Origin of the sequence: Leifsonia stereocauli (assembly GCF_038432415.1) — a bacterium.
Classification (GTDB): Bacteria; Actinomycetota; Actinomycetes; order Actinomycetales; family Microbacteriaceae; genus Orlajensenia; species Orlajensenia stereocauli.
In genome coordinates this window covers 974,856-993,263 of record NZ_JBCAUN010000002.1, presented here as the reverse complement: position 1 = coordinate 993,263, position 18,408 = coordinate 974,856, and the positions used below count along the sequence as shown (strand labels likewise).

Sequence of the window (18,408 nt, the reverse complement as noted above, 5' to 3'; positions counted from 1 at the left end):
TCGGTGCGGCATGCGGGGAGTCATTCGCGCGCCTCGATCAGCCGAGCGAGATCGCGGTCCACGACACCGGCGGCAGCGTGATCGCGAGCTCGCGGCCGTCGATCGCCGCACTCTCGTTGGCGTGAACGCCGACGCGCTCGGGATCCTGCAGCGTGTTGACGGCCGTGAGGTCGTCGTCGGCGAGGGTGTGGGTCTCGAGGATGTCGACCGCGCCGAGCCCGCCGATGTCGACGGTCACAGTGATGGCCTCGGTCTGCGAGCGGTTGACGAGGAACACGGCCGAGCGGCCGGTCTCGTCGTCGTGCGTCGCGACGGCGTCGACCAGCGGAACCTCGCCGTAGACCTCGGTGGAATAGGTGGGGGCGTCGAGCTTGAGCTCGAGTGCCCGGCCCTGCGCGAGACGCGAGGTGATGGCGAACGGGAAGTAGGTGGTCTGCTTCCACGCGATGCCCCCTGGCTCGGTCATGATCGGCGCGATCACGTTCACGAGCTGGGCGAGGGAGGCGCTGGTCACTCGGTCGGCGTGCTTCAACAGCGAGATCATGAGGTTGCCGAAGACGACGGCGTCCGCGACCGAATACGCGTCCTCGAGCAGCCGCGGCGCGACGGGCCAGTTGTCGACGCCCTCGATCTTGTCGACGCCGTGGTAGCGGTCGATGTACCAGACGTTCCACTCGTCGAAGGAGATGTCGATGGTCTTCGAGCTGCCGTTGACGGCCTTCACGTGGTCGGCCGTGGCGACGACGGACTCGATGAAGTGGTCCATGTCGACAGCGGAGGCCAGGAACGAGTCGAGGTCGCCGTTCTTCTCCTCGTAGTAGGCGTGGCAGGAGATGTAGTCGACGTCGTCGTAGGTGTGGGTGAGCACGACGCGTTCCCACTCCCCGAAGGTGGGCATGTGGGCGCTCGACGATCCGCACACCACGAGCTCGAGCGACGGATCGACCTGGCGCAGGGCCTTCGCGGTCTGCGAGGCGATCTTGCCGTAGTCGTCCGCGGACCGGTGACCGAGCTGCCATGGTCCGTCCATCTCGTTGCCGAGGCACCACATCTTGACGCCGAACGCGTCGGTGGCGCCGTTGGCGATGCGCTGGTCGGAGAGGGCAGTGCCGCCCGATATGTTGGAGTACTCGAGCAGGTCGAGGGCCTCCAGCGTGCCGCGGGTGCCGAGGTTGACGGCCAGCATGAGCTCGCTGCCCACCTTGTCGAGCCAGGAGGCGAACTCGTGCAGGCCCACCTCGTTGGTCTCGGTGGAGTGCCAGGCCAGGTCGAGGCGGCGCGGGCGGTTCTCCTTCGGACCAACGGAGTCCTCCCAGCGGAAGCCGGAGACGAAGTTGCCGCCCGGGTAGCGGATGGCCGAGACGCCGAGTTCCTTCACCAGGTCGATGACGTCCTGGCGGAAGCCCTCGGCATCGGCGGTCGGGTGGCCGGGCTCGTAGAGGCCGTCGTAGACGCAGCGGCCGAGGTGCTCCACGAAGGAGCCGAAGAGGCGGCGGTTGATGGGACCGATCGCGAAGTGCGGATCGATGGTGAGGCGTGCGGTGGGCATGGCGGTCTTTCTGGGTCGAGGTCGAGACGAGATCGAGGGTCGGGTTCTGGTTCCGGGGCAGCCGGCCGGCTGCGCTGACGGATGTGCGCTACTTGATGCTGCCGAGCGAGAGTCCGCCCTGCCAGTAGCGCTGGAGGAACAGGAACGACAGGATCAGCGGGAGCACCGAGATGAACGATCCGGAGGTGATGAGGTTCCATACCTGCTCGCCGCCGGCACCCGCGTTGGAGAGGGCGGTCCAGCGGTTGAGTCCGACGGTGACGGGCAGCAGGCCGGGGTCGGTGAGCACGGCGAGCGGGAGGAAGAAGTTGTTCCACGTTCCGACCACCGACAGCAGCAGCACGGTGACGATCGCCGGCTTCAGCAGCGGCAGGGCCACGGTGAAGAAGGTGCGGATCTCACCGGCACCGTCGATGCGTGCGGCCTCCAGCATTTCGTCGGGAACCGCATCCTGCGTGTAGACCCGCATGAGGTAGACGCCGAACGGGCTCAGCAGCGACGGCAGGATGACGGCCCAGGCCGTGTTGATCAGCCCGTACTGGCTGAGCAGCATGAAGGTGGGGATGACGAGCGCCGTCAACGGCACCATGACGGAGCCGAGGATGATGGTGAAGACCGCACCTCGCCCCCGGAAGCGGTACTTCGCGAAGCCGTAGCCGGCCAGGATCGACAGGATCGTCGCCCCGATTCCGCCGGAGAACGCGTACAGGAACGAGTTGCCGAGCCACGTCCAGTAGATGCCGCCCTCGTGGGTGAACAGTCCGGCGACGTTCTGGAACAGGGCGAAGTCGCCGTCGAACCAGAACGCCGGGCTGGTGAACAGGCCGGAATTGGACTTCGTGGCGGCGACGAACAACCACCAGATGGGGATGATGAAGTAGATCCCGAGGATGACGAGGAAGACGTGCGAGCCGATGCGTCGCCGGCCGGTCCGTCGGCCGGGCCGCTGCGGTCCGCGGACCTCGTGCACCGGGATGCCGGTGGTGTGGTGGTCGCTCAGGTCGGCGGTGCGCTGGGAGAAGACGGTCATCACTTCAGTCCGCTCTGCTTGCGTGTGAGGAAGAGGAAGATGAACGAGCCGCCGAACACCAGGATGCCGAGCGAGAACGCTATCGCCGAGGCGTAGTTGAACTGGCTGTAGGAGAACGCGAGCGAGAAGGCGTACATGTTGGGCGTGTATGCCGCGTCGATCGCTCCCTGCGCGATGTTGCGCAGCACCACCGGTTCCGTGAAGAACTGCAGGGTCCCGATGAGCGCGAACGTGATCACCATGACCATCGACGAGGAGATCATCGGCACCTTGATGCGCGTCGCGGTCTGCCAGCCGTTGGCGCCGTCGATGCGGGCCGCCTCGTAGATGGACGGATCGATGGACCGCAGCGCCGCGTAGATGACGACCATGTAGTACCCGGCCCACTGCCACGTGACGATGTTGACGAGGGCGCCGAAGACCGTGTCGGAGGCGAGGAAGTTGGGCGTGTCGAGGCCGAACAGGCCGAACACCGACGACGCCGGGCCGAACCGGGGACTGTAGAGGAAGCTCCACATGAGGGCGCCGATGACGACGGGGATGGCGTACGGCGCGAAGATGAACAGCCGGCTGAGCTTGGAGAGCCAACTCGTCAGCGTGTCGAGCACGAGGGCTGCGGCGAGCGCCACGATCAGCTGCAATGGGATCATCACCACCGCGAACCCGGCGACGCGTAGGAGCCCCTCGAGGAAGAGCGGATCGGTGAACGCCTTCACGTAGTTGCCGGCTCCGGTGAACTGGGTGCCGGTGGCCAGCGTCGACGTGAACAGGCTCATCCCGAACGCGTAGAACAGCGGGAACACCAGGAACAGCAGGAAGACGACGATGAACGGGGTGACGAAGAGCCAACCCCAGCGCTGGCGCTTGACCTCGAGGCCGGCGCCGCGTCTCTGTGGGCGATGCGCGGACGTTCGGGCCGAGCCCGGGGCCGCGACGGCCGTTGATGTTGTCATGATGGCTCTCTCGTCGGTGAAAGGTAGGGTGGCGGGTGGCCGACCGTGAGGCCGGCCACCCGGGTCAGCCGCTACTGGAGCACGAAGCCCTGGTCGGTGGCGTACTTCTCGAGCGACGCCTGGAGGTCGTCGAGCGCCTGGTCGGAACTCTTCTCGCCCTGCACCATGGCGTACTGCTCTTCGGTCAGCTGGTCGTAGGCGTAGTTCTGGAACGGGCTGAACGTGAAGCCGGTGTATCCGGATGCCGCCGCGAGGAAGACGTCCTTGTTGATCTGCTGTCCGCCGAAGAACGGGTACTCGAGATCCCGGAAGTAGTCGGAGTCGAGGATGGGCTTCCAGAGTGGGAACAGGGCGGCCTTCTCGATGCCGATCTTCCACGCTTCCTCGGTTCCGAAGACCTCCTTGGCGACCGTGGCCGCAGCCTCCTGGTTCTTCGACTGGCTCGTCACCGCGAAGGTCGAGCCGCCCCAGTTGATCTGCACGGGGTTCGCTGCGTCCCACTGCGGAACGGGTGCTGCCTGCCAGACGGCGCTGGAGTCTGCGTCCGAGAGCCCGCCCAGGTAGCCGGGCCCCCAGGCGGCTGCGACGTAGATGGCGTAGCTGCCGTCGACGAGCTTGGTGTTGTAGTCGGCCGTGAAGGCGTCATCGGTGGCGACGAGACCCTTCTTCACCAGGTCGTCCCAGTAGGAGAGCACCTTCTTCGAACCGGCGTCGTTCACGTCGATGCCGATCTCGGTGGGCTTGGCGTTGTCGTAGGCGAACGGCACCGATCCGGCCTGGGCGTAGAGCGCCTGGTTGTAGGCGCGGCCGTTGGTCGGGAAGTCGGCGAGCACTCCGGGAGCGCCGGCGTCCTTCAACGCCTGGGCCGCAGTGGCGAACTCGTCCCACGTGGTGGGCACCGGGATCTTGTACTGGTCGAGGATGTCCTTGCGGTAGAGCATGCCCATGGGGCCGCCGTCGACCGGGATGGCGTAGACGGCGTCACCGCTCGACACGTCCTTCCAGGCACCCTCGGTGTAATCGGCCTTCACGTCGTCGGCGCCGAACCCGGTGAGGTCGACGAGCGCCTTGCGGATGGAGAAGCTCGAGAGCACCTCGGACTCGAGCATGATGACGTCCGGTGCGCCGGAGCCGGCTTCGATGGCCGTCGAGAACTTGGTGTACTCGTCGTTGCCCTGCCCGGCGTTGGTCCAGCAGATCTGCACGTCGTCGTGGTTCTCGTTGAAGAGGTCGACGACGTCTTCGAAGGCCGGGTACCAGGCCCAGACACTCACCTGGGTGGCGTCCTTGTTGACGATCTTGTTGGTGCAGTCGGCCTTCTTGGCGGACTCGGCGGCCGGGCTGCATCCGGTCAGCGCCGCAGCGGTGACGGCGACGAGGCCGATCGCTGCCAGGAGCTTGCTCTTCATTGTGCTGTGCTCTTTCTCTCGCGGTGTTGGACACCAGTGTCAGCAGTGCGATGGGAGGGGCCCGACCTCTCGGACACCAGCTCTCCGCGATGAGATCGAACGTTTTACAACGTTGTAAGTAAACGTTGTAAAAGACATCGTGCAACGAGATCGGCGGTCCTGTCAAGCATCCGTTCATCACGGATGCATCACGCCGGCGACCCTCAGAGAGGGGGCGTCGACTCGCGTTCGACGATCTCGTAGCGCGCCAGGATCTGACGCGCGTCGCCGATGGCGCCGTCACGATCGCCGATGCGCTGCAGCAGCGTCGCCACGGCCGTCTCGGCGATCTCGTCGCGACCCGGATTGACCGTGGTGAGGCTGGGCAGCGAGTACTGCGCCTCGTCGAGATCGTCGAAGCCGATCACCGCGACGTCGTCCGGCACTCGAAGGCCGGCCTCCTGGATGGCGCGCATCGCGCCGAGGGCGAGGGTGTCGTTGAGCCCGAAGACGGCGTCGAACTCGACCCCCATCGCGAGGAGCGCGCGCATCGAGGTGGCTCCGTTCGAGCGATGCCAGAGCGTCGTGTAGCCGATGAGGGCGGGGTCGAACTCGAGCCCGGCGGCGTCGAGGGCCTGCATGTAACCGCGCAGGCGGAGACCGGCCGAGCCGATCACCTCGTCCTCGTGCGCGCCGATCACCACGATGCGCTTTCGGCCCCGCTCGATCAGGAATTCGGTCGCGGCACGTGCGGCCTCGACGTTGCGCATGGTCACGTGGTCTGCCGGGCCGTCGAAGATGCGCTCGCCGAGCAGCACCAGCGGGTAGGGCACCTCGAGGCGGGCGACGTCGTCCATTCCCATGCCCAGCGGGGAGAAGATCAGCCCGTCGGTCATCTTGAGGCGGGGGCTGGTGAGCACCTCGAGCTCGCGGGCCCTGTCGCCGTTCGTCTGCTCGATGAGCACGACCTTGCCCGCCCGCTCGGCCGCCCTGATGACGGCATCCGCGAGCTCGGCGAAATAACTGAGGCTCAGCTCGGGCAGGGCCAGCGTGATCGCGCCGGTGAGACCGGAGCGCAGGCTGCGCGCGGAGAGATTGGGCTGGTAGCCGAGTTCCTCGATGGCGGTCTGCACCCGGGCGCGGGTGTCCGGCTTGACGTGCGGGTAGTCGTTGATCACGTTCGAGACGGTCTTGATCGAGACGCCGGCGATGCGGGCGACGTCGTGCAGCGTGGCCGCCATGGCTCCCCCAATTCCGCCGGACCGCCCGGATGCCGTCACTCTACAACGTTGTATCCGACTATCGGCCGAGCTAGGCCGCCGGATGCCGCCGCTCGTGCAGCGCCAGGCGCTCCTGCTCGAGCTTCTGGGCGAACGGGCCCCAGATGACGAGGGCCATGCCCGCTCCGATGAGAAATCCGCCGATGGTGTCGGTGAACCAGTGCGCGCCCAGATAAGTGCGGCTGACCGCCATGAGGACTGTCCACGCCGCGCCGGCGATCCACACCCAGACGACCGGGAAGATGACACCGAAGGCGACGGCGACTGTGGCCGCGTTGGCCACATGCCCCGAGGGGAATGAGCCGAAGTCGGAGACCACGAGCATGTCCTCGGGGCGGGCCCGGCCGAACAGCTGCTTGAGGATCTGCACGCCGATGGCGCTGGCGGCCGAGGCTATGGCGAAGTACAGGGCGGCCCAGCGCCTTCGAGCAGCGAGCAGCGCGATCACCGTGGCCAGCGGGATGATCAGCGCCCCGATGAGAGTGCCACCGGCGTAGTTGAAGAACAGCGCGAGGGCGTCGCCGACTGGCCCGCGGATCTCGGTCATCTCCTCGGCCCACTCCTCGTCGAGGCCGAGCAGCAGCGTCTGCTGGCGCACGACGATCACGACGCCGAGCAGTACCGCGACGATGAGGAGGGCGGCTCCGGACACCAGTGGGATGTGGCGGCCGAACCACGACGCGCGTCGCTCGGGCTCAGCGTCCGTGGGGACGGGGTCGGGGTCGGCGATGTGCGGCTCCATCCACCTACGCTACCCCGTTGGTCAGTGCGTCAGCGCCGGTACGGTGCTGGGCTTGACAACCACCCAGAGCAGGATGATGGAGATCACGGCCGTCGTCGCCATGACCGCTCCCATGGGCAGGGCGCTCGAGACACCGAGCACACCGACGATCGGCGAGAGCACGCCGGCCAGGCCGAAGTTCAGGGCTCCGAGCACCGAGGCCGCGGTTCCCGCCTCCTTGCCGTGGTTGGCGAGGGCGAGCACCTGGATGCAGGGGAAGGTGAAACCGCAGGCCGTGATGAACAGGAACAGCGGCAACACGGTTCCCCACAGGCCGGCGCCGGCGACGTCGAGCACCATGATCGCGATCGCCATGGCGAACAGCGCGATGGTGGTGCAGGCGATGATCCACTGCGGACCGACCCCGCGACGCATGAGCAGGGAGCTGGTCTGGACTCCGAGCACGACGCCGACGGAGTTGACGGCGAACAGCAGGCCGTACTGCTGGGCGTCGAAGCCGTAGACGCCCTGGAACAGGAACGACGAGCTCGAGAGGTAGGCGAACAGGCCGGTGAAGGTCATGCCGCCGATGATGGCAACGCCCACGAAGGTGCGGTCGGAGAACAGCGCCCTGTAGCGCTGGCCGACCGTGGTGGTCCCGTCTCCGTGGCGCTCGCCCTTCGGCAGCGTCTCGACGATGAGCAGGGCCACGCAGACGATCACGACGGCGCCGTAGAGCGCGAGCACCCAGAAGATGCCGCGCCAGTCCATGAAGAGCAGCAGCTGCGAGCCGATGACCGGCGCGAGCACGGGGGCGAGACCGCTCACCAGGGCGAGGCGCGAGAGCATCTTGACGAGCGGACGACCGCCGAAGAGGTCGCGCACCATGGCCATCGCGACCACGCCACCCGCCGCGGCGCCGAAGCCCATGAGCAGACGGAAGGCGCCGAGCCAGTAGATGTCGGGCGACAGGGCCGCGCCGACGCAGGCGACGAGGTGCACGCTGGTGGCGGCGAGGAGCGGCAGGCGGCGGCCCACCTTGTCGCTCCACGGGCCGACGATCAGCTGGCCGAGCCCGAAGCCGATCATGGTGCCGGTGAGGGTGAGCTGGATGATCGCGGGCGAGACGTTGAACTCGTCCTGCAGCACGGGGAACGCGGGCAGGTAGAGGTCGATGGTGAACGGGCCGAGGGCCGTGAGCGCACCGAGCACGAGGATGTAGACCAGGCGCTGCCTCGGGCTGAGGCGGTCGCCGGGGTGGGCATGATTCACCGCGCTATCGGGAGTGATGGCGGGGATGGAGCCGGTGTACGTCAAAGCGAAGGTCCTCGGGAGCTGGGGGTCGGTGTGCGGCGGCGCGCAGCGATCGAGGGCGATGGGTCGTGCCATGCCGATGGCACGGATGCCCGAGAGTCACGGATGCGGCGGGCCACGCGAGGCGGCTGCATCGCCGCGGATCGAATCGATTCGATCGTTGCTGGTCAAGCCTAACGCAGAGGACGGCACGTCAGCCAGTGAAAACCTGAGAGTGGTCGGGTTTCGGGGTACACCAGAGCGAACCTCCCACCACTGGTCGAGTAGCTCGCTCCGCCCGCGGGCTACTCGATCAGCGACGGGAACGACGCGCTCGGGCGCAGCTCGATCAGCGGTCGAGAGGGATGGACACCGCGCCGTCCGCCGCGGCCGCAGTCTCGCCGACGACACCCAGCGCGACCGACCAGCCTGAGGCGAGGTCGGAGGTGACGCTGACGGTGGCATCCGTGCGCTCGACCCTGAAGCTCGCGCTCGTGCCGTCGGGAGTGGTCACCACTGTGGTCGTCGTGCCCGGTGCGCCCGGAAAGACCCGCAGGGTGAGCCCGTCGAGGTAGTCGTAGTCGGGCCGGTCGGCGCGCGCGCCGACAGGGATGACGGCGCCGGGCCGCACGTACAGCGGCAGGGTACGGAAGCCGTGGTGCTCCCGTACCCAGCGCCCACCGCTGACGACGCGGCCCGAGAAGAAGTCGGTCCACTCCCCCGCCGGCAGGTAGAAGTCCACGTCGCCGGACTCCGCGAACACCGGGGCCACGAGCAGGTCGGGTCCGAGCAGGTACTGCCGGTCGAGGTACCCGGTGGCGGGGTCGTCGCCGAACTCGAGCTGCATGGGCCGGAGCAGCGGGGCTCCGGTGACGGATGCCTCGAGCCCGAGCTGCAGCAGGTAGGGCATGAGCGACAGCTTGAGCTTCGTGAAGACGCGAGTGACGTCGACGGCCTCGTCGTCGAAGATCCACGGCACCCGATACGACGTGGAGCCGTGGAAGCGACTGTGGCTGGAGAGGAGGCCGAAGGCGGTCCAGCGCTTGAAGACACCGGCATCCGGAGTCCCCTCGAACCCGCCGATGTCGTGGCTCCAGTGGGCGAAGCCGCTGAACGACAGCGACAGGCCACCGCGCAGGGTCTCGGCCATCGACTCGTAGCTCGAGGTGGAGTCGCCGCCCCAGTGCACGGGCATGGACTGGCCGCCGGCCGTCGCCGAGCGCGCGAACAGCACGGCTTCGCCCTTCCCCCTCCCCTCCTCGAGCACCTCGAAGACGGCGCGGTTGTACAGGGCCGTGTAGTAGTTGTGCATGCGTTCCGGACTCGAGCCGTCGAAGTAGTCGACGTCGATCGGAATGCGCTCGCCGAAGTCGGTCTTGAAGGCGTCGACGCCCTGATCCATGAGGTGCCGCAGCTTGCCCTGGTACCAGGCCGTGGCTGCGGGGTTGGTGAAGTCGACCAGGCCCATGCCGGCCTGCCAGAGGTCCCACTGCCATACCTCGCCGTTCGGCCTCGTCACGAGGAAGCCGCCTGCCTTGGCCTCGGCGAACAGCGGCGAGCGCTGGCCGATGTACGGGTTGATCCACACGCAGAGGTGCAGGTCCTTCGCGTGCAGCCGTTCGAGCATCCCAGTCGGGTCGGGGAAGACGCGCGGATCCCACTCGAAGTCGCACCAGTTGAACTCGCGCATCCAGAAGCAGTCGAAGTGGAACACGGAGAGCGGCAGATCGCGCTCGGCCATGCCGTCGACGAAGCTCGAGACCGTCTCCTCGTCGTAGTCGGTGGTGAAGCTCGTCGAGAGCCAGAGACCGTACGACCAGGCCGGCACGACGGCCGGGCGGCCGGTGAGCTCGGTGTAACGGTCGAGGATGGCCTTCTGGTCGGCGCCGTGGATGACGAAGTACTCGAGAGCCTCCCCGGGCACCGAGAACTGCACGCGCTCAACGGTCTCCGATCCGATCTCGTAGGAGACGTGGCCCGGGTGGTTCACGAAGACGCCGTAGCCGCGGTTCGTGAGGTGGAACGGCACCGACTTGTAGGCCTGCTCGCTCGAGGTGCCGCCGTCCGCATTCCAGATCTCCACGGTCTGGCCGTTCTTCACCAGCGGGCCGAAGCGCTCGCCGAGGCCGTAGACCAGCTCGCCCACGCCGAGGTCGAGCTGGGCGTGCGTGTAGGTGTCACTCCGGGGAGCGGATGTTCCTGTGCGGGCATTGCCGACGAGTCCGGAGTCGACCTGGGCGTCGTGCGCGAGCTGGATGAGTCCGAGTGACTTCGCGCCGCTTCCGGTGAGTCGGCGCCCGCCCGCGAGGAACTCGAGGTTCCACGAGTCTGTGCCGACGGCGATGCGCGCACTCAGGGCGCCGGCGGTCAGGGTGGCCTCGGCATCCGTCACCGACACCTCGCCGATGTCGTCCCGCTCGCCGGGGAGCGGGAAGGAGAGCTGGTCGTGACCTCCCTGGAAGTGCTCGACCCGCACGCGGATGACATCGGCGAGCGGCGACGACAGCGTCACGGTGATGCTCGGTCGATTGAGAGTGTCGCCCCGGGAGGTGATGACCTTCGTGGGCGCCGTGACCACGAGATCGTGATCGCCGGCGACGACGTCGTAGGCCTGGGCGGCGTAGAGGGCCGTGACGCCAGGACGCAGCTGCCAGAAACCGTCGGTGAACTTCATTACTTGACCGCTCCTGCTGTGATGCCCCTGGTGAGGGTGCGCTGGAAGATGAGGAAGAAGATGAGCGTGGGGATGAGGCCGAGAAGGGCCGAGGCGCTCGTGGTCGTGACGTCCATCAGGCGATCGCCCTGAAGTGTGGCGATGGCGACGGGCACTGTCTGGTTGTCGTTCGACACCAGGAAGGTCAGCGGGATGAGGAACTCGTTCCATGTCCAGATGAAGAAGAAGATGAGCAGCACCGAGAGCGTCGGGCGGCTGATCGGCACGACCACGCGCCACAGGATCTGCCAGCGGCTGGCGCCGTCGAGCGCGGAGGCCTCGAGGATCTCCTTGGGGAAGGTGCCGTAGACGCTGGAGAGCAGGTAGGTGCCGAAGGCGCTCTGGATGACGGTGAAGATGATGATGACGCTCCACACGTTGTCGTAGAGCCCGACGCCCTTGAACATGAAGTACAGCGGGTAGAGCAGCGCCTCCTGCGGGAGAACGTTGGCGAGCAGGAACAGCACCACGATCCAGGTGCGACCGCGCACGCGCCCGACGCCGATGGCGTAGGCGTTGAAGACCGAGATGATCACGGCGAAGATCGACACCGTCGCCGAGATGAAGAAGCTGTTCCAGAGCTTCAGCGGGAAGTCGACACGCTCCCAGAAGGCGCCGATGCCATCGAAGTACAGGCTCGTCGGCAGCTGCAGCGGACCACCGTTGGAGTAGTCGCCCGGCGACTTGAACGAGTTGATGAGGATGAGGTAGAACGGGGCCGCGATGAGCACGCCGACGATGACGGCGGCCCCGAGCAGCACCCAGTCGCCCAGCGTGCGCTTGGTCTTGCGCTTGCGCAGCTTGAAGGTGGAGTCCTTCCTGGGCTGCTCGAATGCGTTCTGATTCTTCGACGCGGATGTCGTGTCGGGGGCGATGATCGCCATGTTCAGCGCTCGCTCTCTGCTCGTTCGGCACGGTTCTGCGCCTTGATGAAGAAGATGGCGACCACGATGATGATGATCGTCAGCGCCGTCGCGATCGTGGCTCCGTACCCCACCTGCTGGCTCTGGAAGAACTCGCTGTAGGAGTAGTAGCTGGGCACGATGGTCGAGTTGCCCGGGCCGCCGCGGGTGAGGGTGTAGATCGGGCCGAACACCTTGAGCGCGGCGATGGTGCAGGTCAGGGTGACCACGAAGATCTCGGGACGGATGATGGTGACGGTGATGGCGGTGAAGCGCTGGAACCAGTTGGCCCCGTCGAGCTCGGCCGCCTCGTAGAGCTCGGGGTCGACCCGCTGCAGGGCCGCCATGAAGATGACGACGGGGTAGCCCAGCTGCACCCAGACCATGACGACCATGATGCTGGCGAGCGCCGTGTCGGGGCTGCCGAGCCAGTTGTGCTCGAGGGAGCTGAGTCCGATAGCCCCGAGGATCTCGTTGAGGGCGCCGTCATCCGCCCGCAGGATCCAGCCGATGACGACGGCGGCGACCACGACGGGGAGGATCTGCGGCAGGTAGTAGGTGGCCCGCAGGAAGCTCGCGAGCCTGCCGCCGAACTTACGGCCGATGAGGTCGAACAGCATGGCGGCCAGAGCCAGGCCGAGCAGCGTCGGGATGACCACCATCGCCACGATCATGGCGATGGAGTTGACGAACGACATCCAGAACTTGTCGTCGCCGAGCAGTTCGATCCAGTTGTCGAGTCCGATCCAGATCGGCGGGCGGATGCCGCGGTACTCGGTGAAGCTCAGATAGATGTTCCAGATCAGCGGGACGATCACGACGATCGCCAGCAGGATGAACCCCGGGATCAGGTAGACCCAGAAGGCCGCCCGGTCGTTCTTGCCGCTCTTCGGCAGAAGGGGTTCCTCCACCGGCCGCTTCTTCCTCTCCTTCTTCGGAGGGGTGGTGAGCTGCGTCGTCATGACGAGAGCCTTTCTGTGGTGCGGTCGTGCTCGTGCGCACAGGGGTGGTGACGGCGGGGAGGCGAGCACACGACCTCCCCGCCATCGGTGCTGATCAACTGTCCAGATCGATCAGCGGGGGCGATCAGCCGACGATGTCGTCGACGCCGTCCTGGTAGTCCGTGCCGAGCTGGTCGAGCACCTCGTCCGGCGACTTCGTGCCGTTCACGAGCTCCTGCAGACCGGCGTTGAGCTGGTCGTAGAAGGTGGGCGTGGGCCAGTCGGGGTAGAACGCCAGGCCGTCGCGGTCCGTGAGGGTGGTGAAGTTGGCGATGAGCTCCTGGCTCTTCGCATCCGTGATGTCGGACTCTTCGGCCGCGACGGGGATGCCGCCGTTGTTGCCGATGATGGCCTGGATCTTCGGGCTCATCGTGATGTCGATGAACTTGTAGGCGAGGTCCTTGTTCTTCGAGTTCTCGGGAACGACCCAGAGGTTGCCCGAGGAGCCCGGCGCCATGTCTGAGCCCGGGAACAGGAAGGTCGACCAGTCGAAGCTCGTGATCTCCGTGGCGAACCGCCCGTACCACCAGCTGCCCGAATAGAAGATCGGGGCGTCACCCTTGATGAAGCTCACTCCGGCGTCCTCGGCCTTCAGGCCGGTCGAGCTCTTGGAGATGTAGCCCTTGTCGACCCAGTCCTGGATGGTCTCGGTTGCGAAGGTGAAGTCCTCGTCGTGGAAGTCGACGGTGCCCGTGTACGTCTGGTAGTCGGTGACCCACTGACGCGTGGCCTTGCTCAGAGCGAGCTGGTACCAGAGCTGTCCGAGCGGGTACTCGGCTGCAGACTCGGCGAGCGGCGTGATGCCGGCGTCCTTGAATGTCTTGAGCGCCGCCTCGAACTCCTCGAAGGTCGTCGGCACGGCGATGTCGTACTTCGCGAACAGGTCCTTGTTGTAGTACACGTCGACGAATTCGCCGTAGTTCGGGATGCCGTAGAAGTGACCGGATCCCATGACGCCGTCCTCGTTGTACTTCGCCGTGGTCTGCAGCGATGAGGCCAGCTTGTCTTCCCAGCCATAGGCCTTCACGGCGTTGTCGAGGTTGCTGAGCAGCCCCTGGCTCGAGAGCAGGCCCGCTGTGGCGTTGCCCTTGTTGTACTCGAGGATGTCCGGGGCCGAGTCTGAGTTGAGCACCTGGCTCGCGGTGGAGCGGATGGCCTCGAAGGCCTTCTCCTCGAACTTGACCTTGGCTCCGGTCTCGGTCTCGAACTCCTTGATGGCCTCGTCCCACGCCTTGCCCATCGCGCTGTCTGCACCCTCGTAGTGCCAGAGCGTCAGGGTCTTGCCCTTGCCGTCGGGATCGGTGTTCACCTTGGCGTCATCGCTCGACGCCCCGCCGGCCGAGCACCCGGCCAGGAGCAGGGCTCCGATCACGATCCCGGCTGCTGCCGCAAAGTTCCTCTTGCGCATCACTACCTCCTTGTACGGGAGGGATGCCGTCGTGCAGGACGATGGGGCAGCCACTCCGATGCCGTTTTGTTTGCGTCGCCAACATAAGCCCGACAAAGCGGTCTTCGCAACCCTGATTTCATCGGGTGCGCAGGATGAAGACCCTTTAGTCAGGCGGAATCCCCCGTCACAGCGGGGTTTTCGGATACTGACATCCTATTGTTTGCCCCGGCAACAATCAGGGTTGCTGGGTGCCGCCCATGAGCACGCTGGGAGAGGCGATCAGCTCGGAGAACACGAGCTCGGCCGCCCCGACGAGAAGCAGGTCGACATCGGTGGAACCCGTGAGCACACGCAGCCCCTCCTGCGCAGAGCGGATGGACTCGCCCACGATGTCGGCGGGATCGACGCCGTCGATCACCGAGGCGAGGAAGCCTCCGATGATGATGGTCGAGGGATTGAACAGGTTCACCACCGTGCTGACCACTCGGCGCAGGATGCCGCGATACCGGTCCAGGAGCGCGGCGACCTCCGGGTCGTCACTGACGCGCAGGCGCTCGGCGAGGAAGTCAGCCTGCGCGACAGGGAGGTCGAGGACCGCCAGCAGTTCGTCACGCGACACCTCGGTCTCGAAGCATCCGCGCGCCCCGCAGTGGCAGAGTCGGCCGTTGTCGGCGACGAAGATGTGACCGACCTCGCCGGCGTGCCCGTTGGCGCCGAGGGCGAGGCGGCCGCCGATGACGGCTCCCCCGCCGATGCCGCTGGCGCCGCCGATGATGTAGAACAGGTCGTCGGCGTCGCGACCGGCTCCGAAGGCGCTCTCCGCGCGAAGGGCGAGCGCCGCGGCGTTCGCGGCCTGCGCGGGCACCCCGAGTGCGGCCGACATCTTGGCGGCGAGGGGCTCCTCCGACCAGCCGAGGTGGGTGGCCTCGCGCACGAGGCCGTCACTCAGGCGCACCTGGCCCGGCACCGCGATGCCGGCTCCGACGATGCGCCACGGAACGTCGGTGTCGCTGGTCATGCCGGCGACGACGGCGGCTGCGGCCTGCACCACCTCGTCGACGGTGACCGGTCCGTTCCAGGGGATGCGGGCCCGGCGCAGCACGCGACCGCTGAAGCCGACCAGGCCGACGTTGAGGGCGTCGACCTCGGGGTTCACGGCGATGGCGACGGTCGCGGCATCCGGCACCACGACGCTGCTGGGGCGTCCGGCCCCGGAGACGACGGCGGGGCCCTCGCTCACGAGGCCGAGGGCGACGAGGTCGCCGATCACGACGCCCACCGTGGAGCGGTTGAGGCCGGAGAGGCGGGTCAACTCGGCGCGCGAGAGTGCGCCGTCGCGGTGCAGCCAGCCGAGCAGGCTCGACAGGTTGCGGTCGCGGATGTCCTCCGCGGTACCGCCGCCCGCTCGGAGCGAGCGCTGGGACTGGGTGATGGCCGACACGGGATCGACCCTACTCAGTGCGGGGCTTTCGGGGGGTTTGCAGCCGCCGCCAACCTAAACCGTGTCGCCCCACGCCCAGACACGCGACGGGTCTCAGGGAGGGAGCGGGGGGTGGGTCAGCGGACCGGCGCCGGGGCGGCGGCCGGGAGTTCCGGGTCGGCGAGCACCCCGCCGAAGGCCGCCTCGGCCGCACCGATCAGCAGGCGGTCCTCGCCGAGGCCGGCCACCCTGATCACGAGCCCCTCCCCCGCGACGGGCAGCGCCTGCGCGAGGACCGCAGCCTCCAGCGCCGCCAGATCGCTCTGCGCCACGGTGGCGAGGAAGCCGCCGAGGATCACGAGCGACGGGTTCAACACGTTGATGGCGTTGCAGAGCGCCGTGGCGAGGATGCGCCGCTGGCGTTCGAGCTCGCGCTGCACGGCGGCATCCGTCGACTGGATCAGAGCGTGGGCGAGAGTCGGCTCGTCAGCCGTGCCGAGGCCGACGACCTCGAGCAGTCTGGCTCGGCTCACCTCGTCCTCGAGAACGCCGTCGGGGGCGCGCCTGTCGTCGGTCGTGGCGATGCCAGGCCGGTTCTGGCCGAACTCGCCGGCATAGCCCGCGGATCCGCCGACGAGACGGCCGTGCACGATGAGCCCGCCGCCGATGCCGCTGGCGCCGCCGTTGAGGTACACGATGTCGTCGACGCCGCGGCCGGCGCCGAAGAGGTGCTCGGCCACCGCTCCGAGGCTGGCGTCGTTGTCGACGACTGTCGGCAGGCCGATCGCCGTCTCGAGCAGGTCGCGGATGGCGGCATCCGACCATCCGAGGTGCGGAGCCCAGCGCACCAGGCCATCTGCTCGGCGCACCTGACCCGGCACGGCGACACCGCACGCGAGAAAGCGCAGAGCGGCCAGATCGTCGGTCGATGACCAGCCTGCGACAGTGCGCGCGACGATGTCGACGGCTTCCTCGGGGCTGACGACGTGGTCGACCTCGATACGTTCGCTGTGCAGCACGCGGCCGCCGAGGCCGACGGCCGCGATGGTGATGGCGTCGACCTCGGGGTTCACGGCGACGACTGCGGCGAGCGGATGCGGCGCCACGACGGGAGAGGGGCGGCCCACGCGATTCGTGGGGTCGGGCGCGCTCTCGACGACGAGGTCGAGCGCGGAGAGCTCCGAGACCAGGGTGGCGACGGTCGAGCGGTTGAGTCCTGTGGCAGCGGTGACCTGCGCGCGGGACAGCGGCCCGTCGTAGTGCACGAGCGACAGCACTTTCGACAGGTTTCGGCGATGGACGCCGTCGAACGTCCCCAGGGTGCTCACGGCTAACACTCTAGGGGCGACTGGCCGTCGGGCAGCGAACCCGCGCTGAATATGTTGCGCTTGACGGCATATCTGCGCAGCCGTAGTATCAGAGCGTCCAGATCACTTTCGACGCAGACGTCGAAACTTTCGAGAGGTTCAATGATGAACAGACGCAGCACCAAGCGACTGCTCGCCGGCGCAGCGGCCGTCGGGCTCGCGGTCGCAGCACTCAGCGGCTGTAGCGCGAGTACCGGCGACAGCGGCGACGGCAAGGTCACGCTCACGTGGTGGCACAACGGCAACCAGGATCCCCTGAAGGGTCTGTGGGAAGACGTGGCCGCGGAGTTCGAGGAGGCGAATCCGAACGTCACGGTCGAGGTCACCGGTTACCAGAACGAGGATCTGCAGAAGACCCTCATCCCGAACGCGCTGCGGTCGAACGACCCGCCCGACCTCTTCCAGGCCTGGGGCGGCGGCGAGCTGAAGGACCAGGTGGCGGCAGGCTACGTCAAGGACATCTCCGACGACGTGAAGGATGAGCTCGACGCGATCGGCCCCACCGTCAGCGGCTGGCAGATCGATGGCGCGACGTACGCGCTCCCGTTCAGCTACGGCATCGAGGGCTTCTGGTACAACAAGGACCTGTTCGCGCAGGCCGGGATCACAGCACCCCCGACGACGCTCGACGAGCTGAACGACGACGTGGCCAAGCTCAAGGACGCCGGAATCGCCCCCATCTCCGTCGGAGCCGGCGACAAGTGGCCCGCCGCCCACTGGTGGTACAACTTCGCCCTCAAGGACTGCTCTCCCGAGACCTTGACGAAGGCGCAGTCCACCCACGACTTCAGCGACTCCTGCTTCACCACCGCAGGTGAGGACCTCGAGACCTTCCTCAAGACCGAGCCGTTCAACGAGGGCTTCCTGGCCACCCCCGCCCAGCAGGGCGCGGGCAGCTCGGCCGGCCTCCTCGCCAGCGGCAAGGTCGCCATGGAGCTCATGGGCCACTGGGAGCCCGGCGTGATCGGCGGTCTCACCGACGACAAGAAGGTTCCGGAGTTCCTCGGTTGGTTCAACTTCCCGGGCATCGACGGCGCCGCAGGCGACCCGACGGCTGCCCTGGGAGGCGGCGACGGCTTCGCCTGCTCGCAGCAGGCACCCCCGGAGTGCGTCGATCTGCTGAAGTACATCATGAGCGCCGACGTGCAGAAGCGTTTCGGTGAGTCCGGCGCCGGCATCCCGACGGTTGCGGATGCCGCATCGAGCGTCGCGGACCCCAACCTGCAGATGGTGCTCGAGGGCAAGCAGAACGCGTCGTACGTTCAGCTGTGGCTCGACACCGCCTACGGAGCCACCGTCGGTGGCGCCATGAACGATGGGATCGTGAACCTGTTCGCGGGCAAGGGATCCGCAGAGGACATCGTCAAGGGCATGCAGGACGCCGCAGCGACGGAGTAGTCG

The 18,408-nt window shown here is 67.2% G+C and carries 14 protein-coding genes; 1 reads left to right on the top strand and 13 read right to left on the bottom strand.

Going from position 1 to position 18,408, the window contains the following annotated elements:
• Positions 1-37: 37 nt before the first annotated feature.
• The 13 genes from arfA to AADV74_RS13450 all read right to left on the bottom strand — a co-directional run bounded on the left by arfA (position 38) and on the right by AADV74_RS13450 (position 16,968).
• Positions 38-1,549, bottom strand: coding sequence for an arabinosylfuranosidase ArfA (gene arfA, locus AADV74_RS13510; RefSeq protein ID WP_342114900.1), 1,512 nt, complete (start codon positions 1,547-1,549; stop codon positions 38-40).
• An 88-nt stretch (positions 1,550-1,637) separates the two neighbouring features.
• The gene (locus AADV74_RS13505; protein ID WP_342114898.1) at positions 1,638-2,579 is read right to left on the bottom strand and encodes a carbohydrate ABC transporter permease; all 942 of its coding nucleotides are present in this window, start codon (positions 2,577-2,579) and stop codon (positions 1,638-1,640) included.
• Positions 2,579-3,532, bottom strand: a complete 954-nt coding sequence (locus AADV74_RS13500; RefSeq protein ID WP_342114896.1) for a carbohydrate ABC transporter permease — start codon at positions 3,530-3,532, stop codon at positions 2,579-2,581. The genes AADV74_RS13505 and AADV74_RS13500 overlap by 1 nt, the downstream gene beginning before the upstream one ends.
• A gap of 71 nt (positions 3,533-3,603) precedes the next feature.
• The gene (locus AADV74_RS13495; RefSeq protein WP_342114894.1) at positions 3,604-4,941 is read right to left on the bottom strand and encodes an ABC transporter substrate-binding protein; all 1,338 of its coding nucleotides are present in this window, start codon (positions 4,939-4,941) and stop codon (positions 3,604-3,606) included.
• A 203-nt stretch (positions 4,942-5,144) separates the two neighbouring features.
• The gene (locus AADV74_RS13490; RefSeq protein ID WP_342114892.1) at positions 5,145-6,161 is read right to left on the bottom strand and encodes a LacI family DNA-binding transcriptional regulator; all 1,017 of its coding nucleotides are present in this window, start codon (positions 6,159-6,161) and stop codon (positions 5,145-5,147) included.
• A gap of 70 nt (positions 6,162-6,231) precedes the next feature.
• Positions 6,232-6,942 (bottom strand): phosphatase PAP2 family protein, encoded by a 711-nt coding sequence (locus AADV74_RS13485; RefSeq protein ID WP_342114891.1) that lies wholly within the window; start codon positions 6,940-6,942, stop codon positions 6,232-6,234.
• A 21-nt stretch (positions 6,943-6,963) separates the two neighbouring features.
• Positions 6,964-8,238 carry a multidrug effflux MFS transporter gene (locus AADV74_RS13480; protein ID WP_342114889.1) on the bottom strand — a complete coding sequence of 425 codons (1,275 nt, stop codon included), beginning with the start codon at positions 8,236-8,238 and terminating at the stop codon, positions 6,964-6,966.
• Between the two features lie 325 nt (positions 8,239-8,563).
• Positions 8,564-10,888: an alpha-xylosidase gene (gene yicI, locus AADV74_RS13475; protein WP_342114888.1), complete on the bottom strand. Its 2,325-nt coding sequence runs from the start codon at positions 10,886-10,888 to the stop codon at positions 8,564-8,566.
• The gene (locus AADV74_RS13470; RefSeq protein WP_342114886.1) at positions 10,888-11,811 is read right to left on the bottom strand and encodes a carbohydrate ABC transporter permease; all 924 of its coding nucleotides are present in this window, start codon (positions 11,809-11,811) and stop codon (positions 10,888-10,890) included. The genes yicI and AADV74_RS13470 overlap by 1 nt, the downstream gene beginning before the upstream one ends.
• A gap of 2 nt (positions 11,812-11,813) precedes the next feature.
• The gene (locus tag AADV74_RS13465; RefSeq protein WP_342114885.1) at positions 11,814-12,791 is read right to left on the bottom strand and encodes a carbohydrate ABC transporter permease; all 978 of its coding nucleotides are present in this window, start codon (positions 12,789-12,791) and stop codon (positions 11,814-11,816) included.
• A 124-nt stretch (positions 12,792-12,915) separates the two neighbouring features.
• Complete coding sequence (locus AADV74_RS13460; RefSeq protein WP_342114882.1) at positions 12,916-14,238, bottom strand: ABC transporter substrate-binding protein; 1,323 nt, start codon at positions 14,236-14,238, stop codon at positions 12,916-12,918.
• Positions 14,239-14,455: 217 nt separating this feature from the next.
• Positions 14,456-15,661: an ROK family transcriptional regulator gene (locus AADV74_RS13455; protein WP_342114881.1), complete on the bottom strand. Its 1,206-nt coding sequence runs from the start codon at positions 15,659-15,661 to the stop codon at positions 14,456-14,458.
• A 116-nt stretch (positions 15,662-15,777) separates the two neighbouring features.
• Positions 15,778-16,968 carry an ROK family protein gene (locus AADV74_RS13450; protein ID WP_342114879.1) on the bottom strand — a complete coding sequence of 397 codons (1,191 nt, stop codon included), beginning with the start codon at positions 16,966-16,968 and terminating at the stop codon, positions 15,778-15,780.
• A 141-nt stretch (positions 16,969-17,109) separates the two neighbouring features.
• Here AADV74_RS13450 and AADV74_RS13445 point away from each other — a divergent pair, with 141 nt between their 5' ends.
• Entirely contained in the window at positions 17,110-18,405 is a 1,296-nt protein-coding gene (locus AADV74_RS13445; protein WP_342114877.1) for an extracellular solute-binding protein, read from the top strand.
• Positions 18,406-18,408: the final 3 nt, after the last annotated feature.

Excerpts from the sequence above, each read along its gene's own strand:
- arfA (WP_342114900.1), bottom strand. The coding sequence starts at position 1,549 with ATGCCCACCGCACGCCTCACCATCGATCCGCACTTCGCGATCGGTCCC.
- AADV74_RS13505 (WP_342114898.1), bottom strand. The coding sequence starts at position 2,579 with ATGACCGTCTTCTCCCAGCGCACCGCCGACCTGAGCGACCACCACACC.
- AADV74_RS13500 (WP_342114896.1), bottom strand. The coding sequence starts at position 3,532 with ATGACAACATCAACGGCCGTCGCGGCCCCGGGCTCGGCCCGAACGTCC.
- AADV74_RS13495 (WP_342114894.1), bottom strand. The coding sequence starts at position 4,941 with ATGAAGAGCAAGCTCCTGGCAGCGATCGGCCTCGTCGCCGTCACCGCT.
- AADV74_RS13490 (WP_342114892.1), bottom strand. The coding sequence starts at position 6,161 with ATGGCGGCCACGCTGCACGACGTCGCCCGCATCGCCGGCGTCTCGATC.
- AADV74_RS13485 (WP_342114891.1), bottom strand. The coding sequence starts at position 6,942 with ATGGAGCCGCACATCGCCGACCCCGACCCCGTCCCCACGGACGCTGAG.
- yicI (WP_342114888.1), bottom strand. The coding sequence starts at position 10,888 with ATGAAGTTCACCGACGGTTTCTGGCAGCTGCGTCCTGGCGTCACGGCC.
- AADV74_RS13470 (WP_342114886.1), bottom strand. The coding sequence starts at position 11,811 with ATGGCGATCATCGCCCCCGACACGACATCCGCGTCGAAGAATCAGAAC.
- AADV74_RS13465 (WP_342114885.1), bottom strand. The coding sequence starts at position 12,791 with ATGACGACGCAGCTCACCACCCCTCCGAAGAAGGAGAGGAAGAAGCGG.
- AADV74_RS13460 (WP_342114882.1), bottom strand. The coding sequence starts at position 14,238 with ATGCGCAAGAGGAACTTTGCGGCAGCAGCCGGGATCGTGATCGGAGCC.
- AADV74_RS13445 (WP_342114877.1), top strand. The coding sequence starts at position 17,110 with ATGATGAACAGACGCAGCACCAAGCGACTGCTCGCCGGCGCAGCGGCC.